Annotated in this window: 8 protein-coding genes and 4 pseudogenes; 8 read left to right on the top strand and 4 right to left on the bottom strand. The window is 32.7% G+C overall.

Features of this window, described 5'->3' with window-relative positions; all coding sequences use genetic code 11:
• Window positions 1–15: 15 nt before the first annotated feature.
• Window positions 16–970 (bottom strand): annotated as a pseudogene (locus tag CER22_RS31250) (hypothetical protein).
• Window positions 971–4,289: 3,319 nt separating this feature from the next.
• Between CER22_RS31250 and CER22_RS31255 the strand changes: the two are divergent.
• Window positions 4,290–5,030 carry a MerR family transcriptional regulator gene (locus tag CER22_RS31255; protein WP_088610521.1) on the top strand — a complete coding sequence of 247 codons (741 nt, stop codon included), beginning with the start codon at window positions 4,290–4,292 and terminating at the stop codon, window positions 5,028–5,030.
• A 34-nt stretch (window positions 5,031–5,064) separates the two neighbouring features.
• On the opposite strand, the gene CER22_RS31260 is transcribed toward CER22_RS31255, so the two are convergent.
• On the bottom strand, window positions 5,065–6,519 hold the full coding sequence (locus CER22_RS31260) for a cell division protein FtsZ (RefSeq protein WP_088610522.1): 1,455 nt from the start codon (window positions 6,517–6,519) through the stop codon (window positions 5,065–5,067).
• Between the two features lie 14 nt (window positions 6,520–6,533).
• Entirely contained in the window at window positions 6,534–6,947 is a 414-nt protein-coding gene (locus CER22_RS31265; protein ID WP_046956052.1) for a hypothetical protein, read from the bottom strand.
• A 1,696-nt stretch (window positions 6,948–8,643) separates the two neighbouring features.
• On the opposite strand from CER22_RS31265, the gene CER22_RS31270 reads away from it, so the two are divergent.
• The 7 genes and pseudogenes from CER22_RS31270 to CER22_RS31300 form a co-directional block, all read left to right on the top strand.
• On the top strand, window positions 8,644–9,927 hold the full coding sequence (locus tag CER22_RS31270) for a replication-relaxation family protein (RefSeq protein WP_088610523.1): 1,284 nt from the start codon (window positions 8,644–8,646) through the stop codon (window positions 9,925–9,927).
• A 190-nt stretch (window positions 9,928–10,117) separates the two neighbouring features.
• A complete protein-coding gene (locus tag CER22_RS31275) occupies window positions 10,118–10,504 on the top strand; it encodes a hypothetical protein (RefSeq protein WP_373452627.1) in 387 nt (128 codons plus the stop codon).
• 17 nt (window positions 10,505–10,521) lie between these two features.
• Window positions 10,522–11,654 (top strand): annotated as a pseudogene (locus tag CER22_RS31280) (DNA translocase FtsK); the annotation flags it as partial.
• A gap of 612 nt (window positions 11,655–12,266) precedes the next feature.
• A complete protein-coding gene (locus CER22_RS31285) occupies window positions 12,267–14,090 on the top strand; it encodes a reverse transcriptase/maturase family protein (protein WP_088610524.1) in 1,824 nt (607 codons plus the stop codon).
• Window positions 14,091–14,201: 111 nt separating this feature from the next.
• A pseudogene (locus CER22_RS31290) lies at window positions 14,202–14,714 on the top strand (DNA translocase FtsK); the annotation flags it as partial.
• 707 nt (window positions 14,715–15,421) lie between these two features.
• Complete coding sequence (ltrA, locus tag CER22_RS31295) at window positions 15,422–17,296, top strand: group II intron reverse transcriptase/maturase (RefSeq protein ID WP_076775021.1); 1,875 nt, start codon at window positions 15,422–15,424, stop codon at window positions 17,294–17,296.
• A 232-nt stretch (window positions 17,297–17,528) separates the two neighbouring features.
• Window positions 17,529–19,211, top strand: a pseudogene (locus CER22_RS31300) (DNA translocase FtsK); the annotation flags it as partial.
• Window positions 19,212–19,390: 179 nt separating this feature from the next.
• Here the strand turns inward: CER22_RS31300 and CER22_RS33455 are convergent.
• Complete coding sequence (locus CER22_RS33455) at window positions 19,391–19,567, bottom strand: hypothetical protein (RefSeq protein ID WP_179192144.1); 177 nt, start codon at window positions 19,565–19,567, stop codon at window positions 19,391–19,393.
• Between the last annotated feature and the right edge of the window lie 434 nt (window positions 19,568–20,001).

Raw genomic sequence — 20,001 nt, forward strand, 5'->3', positions numbered from 1 at the left:
AACCTCCTACAAACTCTAACGTTGGATTAAAATCATGTTTTCAATTGGAATTTGTGCCTGAAGATGGACCTTCTCAATAATCTCATTCAGAATATACTCCATTTCAACTTGTTCCATTGGACGTGGAGCCCCCAAATCAGAATTTAGTTTTACTCGTATTTCTAATCGATTTTGTATCTCATGTAAAGGTGTATCAAGATAAAGAATGCTGTAGTATAAAACACCATCTTCAATATTTTTTTGAATCATATCCTTTGTTTGATAAATAAATGTAACCTCAGCAACCTCAATAAAAGGATCATCAATTGTTACTTTACTATTCCAATTTAGATTCCAGATCTCACAATGCTCTTCTGCATGCACAACAACTCCATTAATTGAAGGCGTAATAGCAAAAAGACGATCTACAGGAGCTTTGGTTAACGAGGTAATCTGACCTTTCTCTAATTCAAAACCTTTTTTCCAATCGCTCATGTTCAAAAGCACATTCAGCACCAGCGAATGCGATTTCACAGAATACTTGTTCTAGTAATGAATGGATCCCCTCATATGTTCGTACGGCAAACACACAAAACTCTTGTGTTTCATCTGTTCGAATGATTTCGTATAATTCAAATTCAGATGCATTTGCTAAGGCAAAAGGAATATCTTTTATAAAGTTAGGATCAGTATATAAAGTGTCTGGAATTTGTGTTTCAGGATGATGTATAAACTCTAGGCAAAGTTGATACCCTTTTAAAAACGCATTCTTAGCTGCTGCTGGGAATAACGTTTCAAAACGTTTTACATTATTTTTAAATTTTTGTTCTTCAACTTCGTTATTAAATTCTCTTTCTTGTAAGATATTCGTTCTATTACCTAACTGCAAAAAGTAATGATTAATCATTCGATTAATACTTTCCTCAAATGTTTTATTATCCTCACAATACTTTGTAAATCTCTTTTTACTCAGGTTTACAATTTCATTCATAGCCTGGATTCTCCCTCTCAAATGTTATATATACAAAAAAAGACACACCAATGGCAGGTTATGTGCCTTCGGTGTGTCCGTTTAGCTAGAAATTAAATCTATTAATTTGTATATTAATCTTGAATAATTGCCATTCACACATAAGAATAAATCTATAATTTTTAAAAGTCAATAGCTTGATTGCATCCTTGTGCACATATATTTATTCCGATTTCCATATATATCCATTAATCTAATCTAAAAATACAGTTAATTAAACAAACCTCTATATTAATCAAACAACTTTTAGAATAATACAATGCACAGAAGATTATTTACATAAAATCTGCAATTTTTATAACTACTTAACATACAATCGCTTCCATATTAATATTATGTAAACAGTAAAAGCCCATTTTATTAAGTGCACTCACATTCATATATAAACCGACATTAATATGTAAAGAAAAATCCAAGGAGAATTGTTAATTTCATATCAACATTTTAATAGAATAAGTATTTATATTAGATATCATTCACATCTTATAAGATACACTTCTTAATAGAAAAAATTAAAAATAACCATCTATTAATAACAATATACATTTAGATTTTTATCACTTTCATTTAGAAAAACTATTACATTTCAATAAATTCTTTTAGCACACTACTATATTTAAGAAATTACTCCAATAAATCTGGAGCTTTCATACAAATAACTATAATCTTTATATACAATTGAACTTTCCAAACTCCATTATCTCTGTTATTGATGTCAAATGAACAAGAAAAAACCACTTTTTATCAAAAACTCACATTGACATATCAACTGACATTGATATGTCAATCAAAAACCAGAGAGAAATGTCAATTTTATATCAATAGTTTTTATGTAATAAATACAAATACTCATCAACTATCTTAAAAAACGTTTTGACAGTAATATTATTAATAGCTATTGATTCTGTAATATAAACATTTAATAAATTAATTACTTATTAACAAAATATAAAACTTCTAATCAAATACAAATTTCAATCTATTAATAAACTATCACATTAACATTTTATTCTTTTGGTTGACATGAAATTGACAACAGAATATAGTACAATACTTAAATTCACTCTTATGTTAATGATAGTGGTGCGGATATTTGCAACAGATTCAACCAATAATTATTTATATGTTAATTATACATTCAGATCCTTGTCACTTTCATTTAAACTAACTTTTACATGTCATTCAAATCATTTAGCGTACTACTATATTTAAATGATCACTTCAAAAGACCTGGATCTTTTGTACACAAAACTATAATCTTTATATACAATTGAACTTTCAAAACTACATTATCCCTGTTATTGATGTCATATGAACAAGAAAAGCTCTCTTCGAAATGCACACTCACATTTACATGTCAACAGACATTGACATGTAATCATAAACCCTACAGTAAATGTTAATTTCATATCAACGAATTCGATGCATAAAGTATAAATACTCATTAATAACTCTATAGGGAAACGCTTTTTAAATAGAAACATTGTTAATAGCTATTAATTCTGTAACTTGAACTTATAATAAATTAATTACCACAAGATATAAAACTTCTAATCATGTACAAAGTTCAATCTATCAATAATCTATATGAAACTTATGAAACTTATGAAACTATTGTCAATTTCATTCTTTTAGTTAACATGAAATTGACAATAGAATATAGTGAGGTGTTTAAATATCGATCTCATGTTAACGATAGCAGTGTAGATTTAAGGGATTATACATTCAGATCTTCGCCACTTTCATTTAAACTAACTTTTACATGTCAATCAATCCTTTTAGCGTACTACTATATTTAAATGATTACTACAAAAGACCTGGATCTTTTGTACACAAAACTATAATCTTTATATACAATTGAACTCTCAAAACTACATTATCTTTGTTATTGATGTCATATGGGCAAAAAATAACCTCTTTGCAAAGCGCACTCACATTTACATATCAACAGACATTGACATGTAATCACAAAACCCGGAATGAATGTTAATTTCATATCAACATCTTTAATGCATTAAGTGTAAATACTCATTAACAATCCTATAAAAAACAGTTTACAATAGGAATATTGTTAATAGTTATTAATTCTGTGACATGAACTTATAATAAATAAATTAAGTACTAACAACATATAAACCTTCTAATCATGTACAAAGTTCAATTTATCAATATTATATATAAAACTACCGTATTAACATTTTATCCTTTTGGTTAACATGAAATTGACAATAAATTATAGTAATGCGTTTAAATATCGATCTTATGTTAATAATAGGAGGGTAGTTATTGGTAATGGAATCAATTTATAATTAATCGTATGTTAGTTCCTTCACTAAATTAAGCAATATTACAGAGTGTTAAAATACTTATTCCGTTAATTTGAATGAGTTTTTCATATATTTGCCCCCTTATAATTAGGGTGCTTTAATACGAACACCACCAATACAGCGATAACTAATGATAGTTCGGTTGACAAGACATTGATATTTATCTACCAAAAAATCTTTCTATGTTAATCTCATATCTCATGTTAATGTCAGTAGGGGTTAGAACTCCGTTCAAATTGGATTATTTCCACCTTTAACAATAGCTATCCTGTTGAAAATTAAACAAATGACATCTTGGAATTAACTGAAAATCACAAATGTTAACACAGCGACATAAATCTATCTCAAATATTCCATACACTATTAAAATACTCGTAAATATCATATTGATCGTGACATAGAGTGGACATTGAACCTTAAAGTCGATTCGCATTAATTCTAATCCTATATCCCTAGCTATATTTATCCTCATAAAATACTACTAATTTGATTATATTATTACCTTTTTTTCTAGACATTATACATTATAATTAAAATTTCCTAGCTCACGTCAGCTTATTTTTCCGCACTATCATTGATTATCTCCTCATAACTTGTTTACAAAACACCTATATTTCCTTATCATTAGTATTGAGTAACGTGTTATGTTAATCTCATGGTAACTATCATTAATCTTGCTAACATAAAAGATAGAGGTATCCATTGATAGAACATTGCCATTTATATACTTTGGGGTAACAATAGCACCAATAAATCAAGCGTATTCTATATCAATAATCAATGTTCTGTTAACAAACATTCAATTACATGTTAGTTTTATATTTCATGTGAGTTACTGAATACATAGGGATTCTCATACATATTAGCGAAATAATACCTAACATGTTAATCTCAGTTCACATGTTAATTTCAAATTGAATGTTCATGAGTTGATTTTTAAGGAGGTTGTTACTATGATTGAACAAAAAAACGAATCACAAAACCATCAAATTAACGATGATGACATATTAGATGATAATATTTTTGAAAAGGCATGGCGAATAACTGAATTCTCTAAACTAGTTGGACGTCATCACAATACCGTTTATAATTGGTTCAATATTTTAGAGGAAAAAGGGCTCCACGAAACGTTAAGAACCCAAAATACAAATGAAAAACTCTATAATACATTAGATCTTGAAATTGCTCTATTTATTAAGCAGAAAAGGGATGAGAAATGGTCTTTAGATGCAATTATTGACCTATTACCACACCAATTCGATTTAAGACCTGTATCACTAGAAAATCAATCAAATGAAGTGTCTACTGAATTAAACCTTCAGGCAACTGCAGAAATCATTGAAAAAATGGTAGCTAAACAGTTAGAAGAAAAAATAAAACATATTGAGTCTCGTTACGAAGAGAGGGTAGACAGTATACTTAAACAGTTACCACAACCCGAAGATGCAGAAACCATAAAATTACGACAGCGCCAAGATAGACTTGATAATTTCATTATTGAGCATAGGGCACGTCAGGAGTTAAGAAAGCAGGCAGAAGGCCTGTGGAATAGTAAAGCTGCAGAGGAACGTACTAGAAAGGTAGGATGGTTTAAAAAAGAGGAAGATTTGGGTAAAAAACAACTCTTCATTGAACAGTATATACAGGATAATATAATTGATTATATAAAATCTCTTATGAATTCTGTGGAATAATAAAAAAGTCTGGAACTTAGTCCAGACTTTTTTATTATTTTGTAGTACCAAACATCTTATCTGGATCTAGAAAATCTGCTAAATCTTCATCTTCATTTGCTCCAGCATTATTATTTTCTTCGTCACTACCCATATCGATAAAATCTCCAAATGCAAAACCTAAATCCTCATCCTCATCAATACTCTCGATAGTACTAATTTGAGACTTTGTAAACTGAATTTGGCTTTGTCTTTCTTTAAACTCATTAAATTCTTCAACTAATCCTTTAGATAATCTCGATGGTAATGCATCAGTTTTATAGAACGTATATACACTTCCTAAGAAATCATTTTTACTTACCAAATATCCATTAAAAACTGTACCGTTTATAGGTAGATTATTTGAAACTTCTACCTTAGCATCATCCATAAAGGAATCATTAATGTTTTTTTGCTCATCTAAGATAGCAAGCATACCAAAATGATGTACTTTTGACGCTTCTACAGAACCGTCGTTATTCTTCTTCATCAAATCAATTGGGGGATGGAAAGAGCTACCTCTTAATGATTCTTGGAACATCTCGATAATTGCATGGCTATTTTCTATCTGGTTCATATTACGTGAAACCTTATTAATTACTAAACAGCCCGTTTTCTCAAGTAAAATACGCTTAAAGTCTTGAGAATCAAGTATTACAGATGTACCAGATCCATTGGCAGCGGTATTTAACTCATGAATGATTTCACTAATGCGTTGGTTTGCATAATCTCGTGAATTGGCGATACCTTTTTTCTCATTTTCATTTAATTCCTTAAATTCATCGTAGAAGTGCTGGTTATCAGCAAATACTACAAAGGCTACACCTTTGGATTTATCATTTGCTAATTTCCAAATCTCCTGTGAAAATTTATTTACTTGTCGTAATACATCCGGCCCATCTGCTCGGACAGGAAGTGTTACAACAATCCCCATTTTAATAAAATCTTTGCGCTCAATAGCATTTTCAAAGGCAATTCTCGCAAACTTTGCTTGATTTGCTTTGATTTCAGACATTGGATATTGCTGAGCAACTTTTTGTAATTCTTGTCTGATTACTGGTTTATTATGAAAAGCCGAAAATTCTTCAATAGCTTTAATGATTGTAGAAGTTCCTGTTCCTCCACCTAAACCTGCAAAGAATAAAACAAGTTCATCAGAAGGTCTTACACGTTCAGTAATAAATTCTTTTAATTTATCTTTTGCTTCCTCATTTGAATCAAGAACTTTTAACGCACGCTCAGGGTTCTTACCTAAACCACCTAATTTAAGTGAAACTTGATTACTTTTTGGTACATTTTTTAATTCAGCTAGATCACCATCATTACTATTTAGTGCTAAGCAATTATATACTGCTGTGCCATCTGTATGTGTATATTCCGCAAATTTATCTACCATTCTAGTACCAGCTTGACCAAATCCAACCATTGTCATTTTAACTGCTACTTCATTTTTCAAGAAGTTTTTTGCCATTATTTTATCTCTCCTTATTTACCTTTTTTTCTTTTCCCTAACTCAATAAGTACTTGTTGCCCTCTATAAGTTGAGATTAAAAATTTATATGGATGCATAGTCTTTTCATAGATTAAAGACATTGATGATAGCGTACTCACACTTATTTCTGCTGAACGTCTAGATATATTCGTACGTTCAACTTCTAATGAATAGGATTTACCTTTTTTCTTCTTTACTCTCCTATCAATAACTACATTTTCCACTATTTCATTAATCGATATGCCTCTCATGTACTTTGTCTCTTGAAATTGTTTATTTACTACGTTTCCTATGTATAGAAATACACTGTAGAGTATCTCATCTTGTTCAAGTATATCAGCAAACATGTTTACTACTTCATCTGCAAACTTGATTGTTTGATATTTTTCACTTAAAACCTCGTTCAAGTTGTCCCCCCCCTTAAAGCATTGGTTAATTATTCCTAGAAACATAGTACATCATTACACGTTGTATATCAAGTCATTATAAATAAAACTTATATATAGAACTTATATGTAAGACCTATATTAATTAAATCATAAAGAATCTATGTTTTATAAGGGTTTATATATACAGCGTATATATAACGTGTATACCTGTTATATCAATCTGAAATTTCATGTGATTTACATTTTAATTACGGGTAATAAAATAATTTTAAAAAAACTGATAAAAACACAGGAAAAATCACTCGTTTTTATTAACACGAAACTCACAAATAATAATATACGACCTAGATATAAACCTTATATATAAGTCGTATATACAAACACCGTTATAACAACAATAAATTAAATTATATTCACACCATAATATGATATTATTTTTTTGTAAGCTTCTTATATAAGCTTTATATATAAACCTTATTTATACAACTTATATAAATCACATATAAAGCATTCAATATTCAAACAACTGATATCGTACGTGCGTATATATATTACTAAGGAGATTTCATGAAGATCTTATAACCATTCACACTAAGTTTTTTTTTATTACTTAGTTGTTTTGAAGGGATTTATCTCTTATAAGGACGATAATTGTTAATGTTATGTTAATGCACTGTTCTTTACCTAGTACTTGTTAGTTCACATGAATGTATATGTTGACAGAAAAAAATATGCTCTCTGCCTCATTTGAATACAATTCCTTGTCAATTTCAGTCAATCTTAGAAAGCCATTAGGAGAGGCTGTTAATTTCATATGAACAACAGAAATCATCTCAAATTATAATTAACATGTTAAAAAGAGAGTCAAAGGTTAAGCTAACTGATGCAATAGTTCTTAAAATCCCTGTAAATAATCTCTTAAACTAAGACATTCTAATAGTATTATGCTAAAAAATTGCATCACTGCTATGAAATTTATGTAAATTGGATTATTAACAGTAAGTTCTTATCTTATTAACATCAAAGTGATACTTACATTACACTAAAAGTCTTATTAATTTAGTAGGAATGATGATAGCAATTAGAACTTCACATAAAATTAACAACTAATTAATTTTATGTGAATGGAACCTTAATGTTAAGCACATGTAGACACATTTTTAACGTACTAACGATTTAATAGAAACACTCATTATTTATTTATCTAAATGAACTTATAATTATATAAGATAAAACACCTAAAAAAATAAGTTGAATTTTCACAATAAATCAGTAACAAAAGTAGGAGAGGGCACTTCAATAAAAAGTTTACTTTCTAAAAAAATATAGGGAAACTACTCTTTGTTATCAAAAGCTTCTTTATAATTCTTAAATAATTGTAATCAATCAAAATGTTATTATTCCTATCTAATAAATGTTAGTACGCCATAACATTATTTTATTAATGAAATTTCATTATAACTATTGTTAGATGTCTAGTAGTATATCGGCCTAACAATATAAAAGATTTAACAGATCCATATAAACCCATAATTTATAAGAGATTTATAATTGTAGTTACCATCCCAACTCTGGTGTACAAAATTTGCTGTCTCTGAAAAGCAAAACCTCTTATTCATATTTTCTTGTTTTACAATTCATATATCAATGTAATAGTATATTAAAAATGATAATTATTTAATTTAAATCTAATTCAACATAAGAGGTGTATACTTTGTCCGGAGAAGTGTATAAATATAAACGACCAGGTACCAAAAAACATTTTCACTTAAAAGAAGCAGACGTTTTTATCTTAACAGTTTTATATTACAAAAGAGCTCTTACAACACGACAAATCACAATGTTATATAGTGCATTTGAGGGAAGAGAATGTTCTGAAGCTAGCATATTTACAAAGCTTGACCGATACTCACAATACGGGGCTATGCTAACCAAAAAAATAGATAAAAGGGATGACAGCATTACGAAACGTGCCTTATTTTCTTTAAAGGAAAAAACAATTGAATTCTTAATGGAGATAGGGAGAATTCCCAAAAAAAGTTCCAAAAGAAGGTACTCACGAGCAACTTCTTTTCACACAATATGTTCACGCGAGGTCATTATCCGTACTCTTCTAGCGACTAGAAAGAAAACACAAACCAATAAAGTATTATATAAAATGGATATTCGTTCTTTTTACCAGAAACAAAATATGCAAATTGAGGATGACCAGTTGCCTTTGATTCCTGATGAACATATTTCATATCTAGGTAAAAATATCTATATCGAGATGGATATGTGTAAAGAAACAAATGCTACCTTAGTTGAAAAAGTAGGTAAGTACATAGAATTTGCACAAAAAACGAATGAGAATATAACCGTTGTTTTTGTTATGTACGACAAATCTATGTTCCTTGCAGAAGATGCTGAACCACCATACGTGCGGATGAAAAATCTATTATTTTCTATACGGAAATATCATGAAATTTTAATAAATCTACCCAATCTACATGTACACGTCTGCTCACTTAAAAATGCTGGAGATGTAATTTCAGATATCATCCTTGGAAAAGATGATAATCAAAACTTTGAACACGATATTCTTTTATCTTTATCTCAACGTTCAGTAGGAGATGCCGATTGGCGTTACGCATTTGTTGAAAGGGTTCAGGCGTTCAAAGAACCAATAGATGGAGGCCTTCGACGAACGTATAGGAGAGATAAAGATGTTAGCCAAGATTTCTTCTTTATTTTCGGAAATGAAAATGATTACCGGATGATTGCTAGACTAGACGATGTCATATTTTCAAGAAAAGAAGGGGACGAAGGCGTTCCACTTGTTGTTATTTATCCGAAACGTGAAAAACCTAGAGATATTCTTTTAATGAACGCTTATCACAACGTTCTACTTCTATCCTTACAAAATGAAAGTGTCACTATAGAAGCGGATGAACAGATCCTGGTACGTACTGCAAATAACATTCATCCGAAAAGACGTAAACTTGTAGAATTATATTAATCTATTGTTTTCTATATAAATCTATATAATTATATTGTTTTTTATTATTTAAAGTGTTAGAATAACGCTTGAACATATAATGAAAACTACAATCAAATCAGAACATATGAAATTAAGGCAAGCGACACACGCTGTTTTTACAGTGGGTGTCGCTTGTCTTTTTTTATATGGAGAAAGGTGGAAAATGATAATGAATTTACAATTTGCAACAACAACGCATGGGGGAGTGCTCTCTGCAAGAGAAGCATTTAAGAATCCAGAACTTGTACTTAAACATATTACAGAAAAGGGTGCAACGTTTAATGTTTCTCTACAAGATATCCAAGTTCCAGGAAAGCCAAATTACTTTTGGTACGATGTCATAATTGAAACGGCAACAAATAAAAAAATAGAGGTGAATATTGCGGTACTTTCTCAAGAAGAATATGACCAACTATGTGAAAGAAGTAGTATTGATTTATATTTAAAACAAACCGAAGATGCAGCGAAATTCTTTTTAGAAAAATCAAAAGAGCAATTTAAACCTGAATTCAATAATCGCTTCACATTCCATCATAAAATTCAAATATACCTGTAAGATGTAGGTGATTTTCTATGGGGACACTTAAACAACGGTTACCGTTATTTACTACACTCACCTTAATTAGTGGATTTATTTTTTCATTTGGATTCGGTCTAGTAAACTACATAAAGTTACTTTACTATGCATTTGAACCACCGCCTTATCCTATAGAAATTACATATATACCGCTTATTTTAATGTTCTTCTCTTTACTATTAGGAGAATTTAGCTTTAGGTTTTACAGCCGCATTCCTGCTTTACATGTCAAAAATGGAAATTTGTTAATTTTAATTACCTCTCACATTGCAGTTGATATCCAATTTTTATGGTTTGCAACTGCTCCGATTCATGCAAAGGTTATTCCTTATCTCACAGATAGATCAAAACATATCGATTTTGGTGAATATGAGGCAATAGGCCAGGTTTTAACAGGAAATTTTCACACACTCACTTTGATTTTTGTATTTTTACCTACAGTATTTATGATTTTGTTTATACTTTGGTAAGTGGCCATATTGTTCGTTACCGAGGAGAGATATTAAAGTGGGCACAAAAATACGAATATAAAAATCACAAGTTACAAAAATGGTTTAATGGCCAAGAAGAACAAATATATCCTGATGTAGAAATTGGACCTCATATTGAGCATAAGGAAATGGTTCGTATTAAGGGGAAAGATAGAACGCTAAATGGAATTATTATTGGTCCGATTGGTTCTGGTAAAACATCAAGTTTAATTATTCCTATGATAAATCAAGATTTACACTGGATGGTACGTTTCATAAATAAGTTTGAAACAACGTATAAAAAGAATGACTATGATACAGAAGAAGTAAAAGGAACATTTTTAAATGGTGTGACTGTTATTGAACCAAGTAATGATTTATGTCAAAAAATATTTAAGTTGGTACAAGCACATAAGATCCCTGCAAGCTCCGTTTACTATATCGATCCAACTAATCCTGATACCAAAAATATAAACATTCTGCGAGGACCCGTTGATAAAGTAGCAGAGGTTTTCGCAATGGTTATTCAAGGTTTGTCTGAATCTAACAATGCGTTCTTTGAACAAGCCCAGCGTAACCACCTTAAACAACATATCTATTTACTAAAACTACACAACCCACAAAAAGACGTAACCTTCGACGACTTAATTGAGATGTATGTGCGCCCATAAGGGTAGATTTAGAATTGATTAAATAGCACTAATCTAGGTTAGCTCACGAAAGACCTATTACCAATCACCTCACCTAGAAGGGAAACCTGAAGGGGAAAACAGCATGGTGATAAAGTCATAAGTTGTTCAACTACTAAGATCACGACTGAATGGCAAGGTAAAACTCATAAATAAGGATGAAGGCTACACTGCTTGAATGATAGACCCAGGGTGGTCAGCAATACGAGTAATGAAAGGTAGTTGATACATTACTAGGGAACAAGGTTATAAAGAGGATAGTTTAGGTCGTACATATAAGCTATCAGTGAGTCTCTCCCTCCCAGCCACAGTAAGTGGAAAAAGGTCGAACGTCACATCCGACATTATGAAAGCTATTCTTTATCTATCTAAATGGGGATTGCCTAAGTTGGGATGCCACCGGCATACATGCGAATTTGGCTATGAAGAATGACACCAAGTTACTAACAAGGTGTGTGACTTCTGAATACCCAATAAGGCAACGGAGCCTTCATAGTAGTCCGAGCTAGGGAAAGCCTAGTACATGGCGAAGGAAGGCAACTTATCCGGTCTAAAACAAAATTGGAAGGTGTGTGAGACACAATGAGAAATCCAAATGCAGTATTAGACAATCTGAATAAAAAAACAATTAACCCAGCTTATAAATTTGAACGTCTGTATCGGAATCTATATAACCAGGAGTTCTACTTTGCAGCATATCAAAAAATATATGCAAAAGAAGGGAACATGACTAGAGGAACAGATGGGCATACCATTGATGGTATGAGTTTGGAACGTATCGATAAAATTATCGAAAGAATTAAAACCCAAAGTTATCAACCAGCTCCATCTCGCAGAGTATATATCAGTAAGGGGCAAAATAGGGGAAAGAGGCCTTTAGGGATACCCTCTATAGATGATAAATTAGTTCAAGAAATCGTAAGAAACATCCTAGAAGCTGTTTTCGAACCGACCTTTTCTAACAATTCTCATGGATTTAGACGTAATCGTAGTTGTCATACAGCACTAACACAAGCAACTAAAATCTTCAAAGGAGTTAAGTGGTGGGTAGAAGGTGATATCAAAGGCTTCTTCGACAATATTGACCATCACATTTTGATTAAACTGCTAAAAAGAAAAATTAAAGATGAAAAATTCATTAATTTAATCTGGAAATTTCTTAGAGCGGGTTATTTAGAGGATTGGAAATTCAATAATACTTATAGTGGCACTCCACAGGGAGGAATAATCAGCCCAATTCTATCAAATATTTATCTAAATGAACTTGATAAGTATATCGAAGAGTATAAAACACTATTTGATAAAGGCACACGCCGACAAAACAACATAGTATATACCCAAAAATATAAGCGACTTTGGTATTTAAAAAAGAAATTCGCAGATAGAAAAGTACTGGCTCCACACAATGAATTAACTGAAATTACAAGTGAAGTGAAAAGGCTTCAAAAAGATATACGTACAATGAGTTCAGTAGAATTAATGGATTCTAGCTTTAAGAGAATTCAGTATGTACGATATGCCGATGATTTCCTAATAGGGATAATTGGTTCAAAACAGGATGCAGAAGAAGTAAAGAAAGACCTTACGGCTTTTCTAAAGAATAAACTAAATCTTGAACTATCATCAGAGAAAACACTCATTACACACGGCAAAATGAAAGCGAGATTCCTTGGATACGATGTAACTATAAGTAACCTTCAGGCTGTATACAAAGCCTCAAACAGTAGAATAGCCAAAAGGTATGCATCAAACAAGTGCGAAATTTACATGCCTAAGGAAAAATGGATTGGAAAACTTAAGGAGCTCAAAGTTCTTAAAATCGAAAAAGATAGTAGTTGGAAGTCTATTCATAGGGCCGAATTAATAAACTCCGACAATTTAGAAATTCTAAGTATATACAATAGTGAAATTAGAGGTTTATATAATTATTATAAACTAGCAAAAAATGTACACAGCCTACAGAAGTTTCGCTACATTATGAAATTCAGCATGGTAAAAACTTTTGCAAACAAATACAAACTATCAGTCAGCAAAATAATGAAAAAGTTTAATCATGAAGGCAATTTTAGAATTTCTTACACAACTAAAACTGGTCAGAAGCATAGATACTTCTATAATGAACCTTTGAAAAGGGTTTATGAAAATCCAACTACTAATAAAGAAATAGATATCGTTCCAAACACTATGATATATGCAGGACGCAATAGTCTAATCAGACGCCTTCAGGCTAGTAAATGTGAGTGGTGTCAAACTGAAAACACCGCTATCGAAATGCATCATGTTAAAAAACTCAAAGAACTAAAAGGAAAACAACATTGGGAAAGAATCATGATAGCTCGTAACCGCAAGACACTAGCATTGTGTAAAAAGTGTCATGTTGACCTGCACGCTGGAAGGTTAGATTGAAACTCAGAGGATAAGTGGAGAGCCGTATACATGGAAACATGTACGTACGGTTCGGAGGGGAGCGTTTGAAAACCTATCACAGTAATGTGAAAAGGCGTTGGGCGCTTACCCTACGATGATGTAGAACGTGTTCACCGTATGCATAAGCTTTTAAAGGTCCAAGTAGAGAAGCTATATGATTTTGTTCAAACCGGAGCTGCTTCACGTGACCAAAAAAACGAATATAAGATTATAAAAGGAATTGAAGAGTGGTTTAATAATACTATTCGTGAAAAGATGGATTTTCAAGGTGAACCAGCAGTTTATAAATCTGGAAAATACCGCGGACAACCGATGCATTATGACAGAGAAGAAGAATATGTAAAAGGTTTACGCAATATCTTAAAAGATTTAGCTTCAAACGTTTTAATACGACGTGTTTTATTTGGTAAATCCGATTTTGATTTCGATGTCCATTTAGAGCAGGGTGGCATTTTACTTGTAAATACTGCGAAAGGGGAATTAGCAGACCTTTCAAACGTATTAGGAAAATTTATATTGTTAAGTATGCAGAATGCAGTATTCCGTAGAGAGCCAAACATCTCACCTTACCACCACATTATTGTCGATGAGTTTCCGGATTATGGTACGCCAAGTTCTCCTATAAACGTAGCGGCGTGAAATGGAGGGGCTGACTCTTACACAGCCTAACTATTTGTTCGAATTTTATGGGTGAAACTCCCATTCTAGGATAATAGCTCAATAATCCTAGCCATGATACCCCTACATGCGCTAACTTACACACGAGTTAGGGTCTGAAGTTAGGTAAGGTCGTAACCTGATGGCACAACTCACTAATGCCTATATGGTGCGGTGGTCTTTAAAAACATCCCAATGGTGACGAAAGGAATCCATGTCTTGAAGCGTCGTGAGGGAATCCCTTCTTAACGTGAGCAATCGGAAGGAATAACGGGAACAAGGAGAGGTTCGAAATTCTAATCCTTGCACATAATCGGTTTCGTAATTACCGATTATGCTGAACCAGTATGTTAGAGCTACTCAAGACTGGTGAGTACCGTCGGCGTAAAGTGGGCACCTAAAGGAATGTAAAATAAGGGATAGAACAAATGGAACTTGGGAAGCTTGCATTGCCATAGGGAGTGTGATCCTGCTTGAAACAATGCAAGTGGCAGCGGTCTCGTAGTAGTGAGGAAGCGGAGTAAGGTCCGTGGAGCGAAGGGGACCAGTCGATTCAGAATAACAATGGATATTTCAAATGTCTATATGAACCTCTTCTAGAGTGGGAATTAAACAGCACATCGTTACAATCGCTTGAATAATGGGGAGATGTAATGAGGATTAAAGGACATTTGATAGATAATGAAGCACAGCTCCAAGATAAGTTAGACCTAATATACAAAAAGGCCAAAGAAGATAACTCTTCTTTTCATGGCATGATAGAACTAATGAAAAACAAGCAGACTATTAAAACGGCAATTCACAACATTAAAAGCAATCGTGGGAGTAAAACGGTCGGAATTGACAAGAAAGACGTGAACTACTACCTACAAATGGAAACGGAACAGCTTATCAAACTCATTTGGGAACACATAGACAACTACAAACCTAAACCCGTTCGAAGGCATTACATTGACAAGGGCAATGGTAAAAAGCGTCCTCTAGGAATCCCAGCCATGATAGATAGGATAATCCAAGAAACAGCAAGAATGGTGTTAGAGCCCATAGCGGAGGCGAAGTTTTTCAACCATAGTTATGGTTTTCGTCCCTATCGTTCATGTCACTATGCGATAGGCAGAATCTTGAATACCATTTCTAGGTCAAAAACGTACGTAGCCATCGAAGGTGACATCAAAAGTTTCTTTGACCATATTAACCATAATAAACTTGTTGAAATAATGTGGAATATGGGCATAAAGGATAAGAGATTCCTAACTATTATTAAGAAAATGTTAAAAGCAGGTGTACTAGAAGATAATCAACTTTTCCCTACGGAGTTGGGAACTCCACAAGGTGGAATTATATCTCCCCTGTTAGCGAACATATACTTAAATAACTTTGACTGGATGATAGCTAAAGAGTTCGAAGAACACTACGCGCGTTATACTGTTAAACACGCTTTCAGTACAGGACTTAGAAAAGTAGTTAGAAAACATAAGAAATGTTTTCTTGTTAGATACGCAGACGACTGGATAATTCTATGCGAGGATAAAGCACAGGCAAGAACACTCTTGACTAAAATCGATAAGTATTACAAACATATACTCAAATTAGAATTATCAAAGGAGAAAACATTTATTACCGATATGAGAGAGAAGCCAGCCCAATTCCTAGGATTCGACATCAGAGCTGAAAAGATGAGACTGAAAAACCGTATTGCAGGAAAAGCTATACCGAACAAAAAGAAATTAAACTCTAAAATGAGAGAAATTCTTCGAGATACATACAATGTTCGGAAAACAACCAACTCTCACGATGTTGCCGCCCAAATAGAACTTATTAACGCCAAAATTATTGGTATTAGTAATTATTTCCGTATAGGAAATTCTGCTAGAATCTTCGTTAGATGCGATGACAAAATACGCTATACATTCTACAAGTCTATTAAGAACAAACATGGTGGAGGAGTATTCGAAAAAATGCTTACTCCAGCTGAAAATCTTGATAATCGTAAAGATAGGCATAAAGGGCATAAAACCAAAGTTCCCTTCGTTGAAGTCGATGGAGTTAAGATAGGATTAACCAAAATGAGTTTTACACCTAGTACTAAAGCACTCCTATACAATTATGATACGACCCCCTATACACAGATAGGAAGGATAATTTATTCGAGAAGACATGGCAAGGTCGATAAGAAAATGAGACCAACCATTTATTCGAACGACCAAATCAACCAAATGGTCTTGTATCAGATGCTTAGACAAACTAAGAATAAACGACTCTATAACTTTGAATATATACTTAATCGCGATTATGCATATAATCGCGACAAAGGAAAGTGCCGAATATGTAAGACAGGGTTGATTCCAACTAACATACATTGCCATCACGTTAATAATCGACTACCTTTAGAGAAAATCAACAAACTCAGCAATCTTGCCACCATGTGCATAAGATGTCATAAGCTTATACATCAAAAGGACTTAGAAGGCAGTATCTTATACAAACTACCGAAACTAAAGAAATACCGTGAGCTGCTACACATTTGAAATATATCTCATTGTTCACCTTATCTTAATCGCGAGGCAAAGAATAAGGATGATACTAACTAAATTTGTTAGGGGTTATCAATCTGAACCGATGGAACGCCGTGTGCGGTGAAAGTCGCACGCACGGTGTGGGGCGGGGGAAAAAGTAGAGATAACTTCAAAGCTTTACCTATCGCGACCCGTAAGGGTTAGTAGCTACCCCAGCCCTCTCGGGCTAGGATGCTACACATTTGTACGGCCGTTTAAAGAATTCCCTGCACAATCTCGTAAATATAAAGTAATTCTAACAATCGCTAGCCAAACACTATCTCAATTAGCTCTCGGCTTCACAGAGCAATACATGTTTACCTTACTGGGCTCATTCCGTAACAAAATGATATTTGGAGATGTAACGCCATATGATGCAAAGATCTTCTCTGACATGTTTGGTGAGAAAGAGGAATTTAAAGAGGCGGAATCTGAACAAGGTATTTCTCCTATGCAAGAGAATCCTGTTAGTCGATTAGGATCAACCTATCAGAAAACAAAAGAAGTTGTTATGTCACCAGGAGATATCATGGCACAAGGTGCATTCATCTGTGCTGCTCGTATCGTACAAGATAATCATGTGCAACCTGTACAACAAATTACAAGTAACTTTGTACCAAAAGAAGAATTTTCCCAAGCAATCATTCAAGTAGATATAGAAACAGGCCAATATTGGGAAAATGAACGTCTGCGCCTTATTAATGAATCTATTGCAAAAACAAATCCTATGAAGCATGTAGATGCAGAAAACATGAAGAAAATACAACCGTTACCGCCTATCCGAGAAGTTGAGATTGAACAGAATAGCTCCATAGAAACAAACGGGGAGCATCAACACATTTTATCATTAGAGGATTATAAGGAACACAAGTCCCAAAATGAAACCTTACCTAATGATCCTGCAGCTATGAACCGGCAGGGAGATATTGATGATGAAGTTGAAAATAAGCTGTATGAAGATATTAGGGAATTTATTATTGAATCACAACAAGTCTCGCCATCTATTCTGCAAAGAAAATTCAAGATCGGCTATATGAAAGCTATGCAATGTATTGAGAAGTTAGAACAAAATCTAGTTGTAAGTTCTTACACAGGGGATGGTCCTCGTAAAGTATTAATTTCAAATAATAGTAGTATACCAGAAGAACCAAGTGTTAATACTACTCATTCATCTGACAATACTATTTCAGATGAAGTAGCGATTCCAAGCGAAGACAATGGAACCGTACAAGAGGAAACACATATAGAAAGTATAAGCACTGCAATAACGGAACCAGTCGTGAAAGAAGATATGGAGGAAGTCATAGATATAGAATTATCTCTTATGGACGAATGCCTTGAAATAAACATGGAGGTAGTAGAACTAAACCAAGAATTATCTATTACTATGTTAGAGCAAGATTGGGCTAAGAATTCCATTATTCATTCCGAGATTCCTGATGAAACTGAACCACAGTTAGAAACATTCTCATCTGGTGAACTTCCCATTAAAATAATAGGAACTGCAAAGACGAGTATAGAACCTACTTCAATTCCCGTTACAATAACAGAGTCATACGAAACACATGTAGATATCAATACGGTTCCAGTTGAAGAAATGCTTAATCATACCAAAGAAAATAAGCTAGATGAAGATGTAGCAAAAGTTTATGAATCTATTAGTATTACGGTTCATGAAAACCTAGAAAAAAATAGGGAAGATAATTCGAGAAATGATGAGAAGCAACCAGAATATAAACGTATGAGTTACAAAGAGCGCCAAGATCACTTGAAAGCTCAGCAAAAAAATAAGAATAACACTACGCATTCGCTGCTTAATAAAATTGAGAAACCAAAGCAAAAAACGTCGAACGTAATGAGTAAAGAATTGAACAATTTCTTTGATTAATAGTTGGTAAGCCTCAAATTAAACCTAGTTAGGGTATCGCCAGCCTTTCGGAAAAAACTATACTATAAGCTGTCCATATGGACAGCTTATTTACATAATTACCGTTAGCGGAAGTTGAAAATTTTTAGTTTTTTGCTCAACTAAAGCATCTTATAGTTTAAGAAGATATTTTATAGTTTTTAACATTCCAGCTTGTTTGTTGATGTTTTTAATGTTTTTCCAGACTCATCGAGATACATGTCTAAAAACGTACCATCAGTAAATTTTATAACTACAGCATCAGTAGTAATAGCAAGATCTTCCACTGTCTTACCTTTCAGTTTTTCAGGTGTAACTTTAAACTCATTCGTTTCCATATTTTATACAACCCTTTCATTTGAAATTTGATTAAACAGCTTAGATATTTGCATGAAATACCCTTTTCAAGATTACCACTCTCAATAAAAAATTAATATCTAATTCCTCTATACTTGTTAGGTTAACATAACGTCTCATTATCGGTAGCAAGAAAAAGGAGAATCCTGCTCTCACAAGGAAACTTTCTTTTTTAGTTCTATGAATCTATACATTTTTTTATACATTCCTATTCTAGCGTGGTTTTAGGGTTATTGTTTGTTACTGGATTTTCCGAAAAACTGTATAAAATCTTGCATAATATTAACGTGGAGGTTTTCCGAAATGCTGGCGGTACCCCATGCCTATCAACTTAAGAATGTAGAATTGCCCCCAAAAAATAAGTTAGCACAAAATTTCTTTCTGGGGGTAGTTTTATTTTCTTAGCTTTATAGCG

It is taken from the genome of Bacillus sp. K2I17, assembly GCF_002209985.1.
Classification (GTDB): Bacteria; Bacillota; Bacilli; order Bacillales; family Bacillaceae_G; genus Bacillus_A; species Bacillus_A wiedmannii.